Origin of the sequence: Clostridium sp. HGF2, assembly GCF_964240115.1 — a bacterium.
Taxonomy (GTDB): Bacteria; Bacillota_I; Bacilli_A; order Erysipelotrichales; family Erysipelotrichaceae; genus Clostridium_AQ; species Clostridium_AQ innocuum.
On sequence record NZ_CAXSSO010000031.1, the window covers coordinates 1 to 538 of the forward strand.

Annotated in this window: 1 protein-coding gene; it reads left to right on the plus strand. The window is 37.0% G+C overall.

Features of this window, described 5'->3' with window-relative positions:
- The coding region (locus ACESPQ_RS20795) for a transposase (protein WP_373144878.1) at positions 1 to 489 on the plus strand (489 nt) is incomplete at its 5' end.
- Positions 490 to 538 lie beyond the last annotated feature (49 nt).

Here is a 538-nt window from a genome sequence, read left to right on the forward strand (position 1 = left end):
GCAGCTATAGATAAAGAGGCGATGTATGATGGGTTCTATGCAGTAACGACAGATATAGAGGGAGATGTATCTGAGATCATCGCTATCAATGAGAGAAGATGGCAGATCGAAGAATGTTTCAGAATAATGAAGACGGACTTTGAAGCACGACCTGTATACCTGCAGAGAGAAGACAGGATAAAGGCCCATTTCCTAATCTGCTTTCTGGCATTGCTGATATATAGGATTCTGGAATTCAAACTGGACAAGAAATATACAACAGAGAATATCATAGATACACTGAGAAGCATGGATGTATGTGCACTTGACGCATATGGCTACATTCCAATTTATAAAAGAACAGATTTGACGGATGACCTTCATGAATTATTTGGTTTCCGTACAGATACTCAGATTATCAAGAAGGCTAAAATGAGAAGTATCATTCATGAGTCTAAAATTGCCAATCAATTACTATATTCCCCTGCAAAACCAAAAACTCAAGATTAACCCTTAACTAAAGGGTTTTCTTGAGTTATTTTTTCCTTAAACTGTCAAA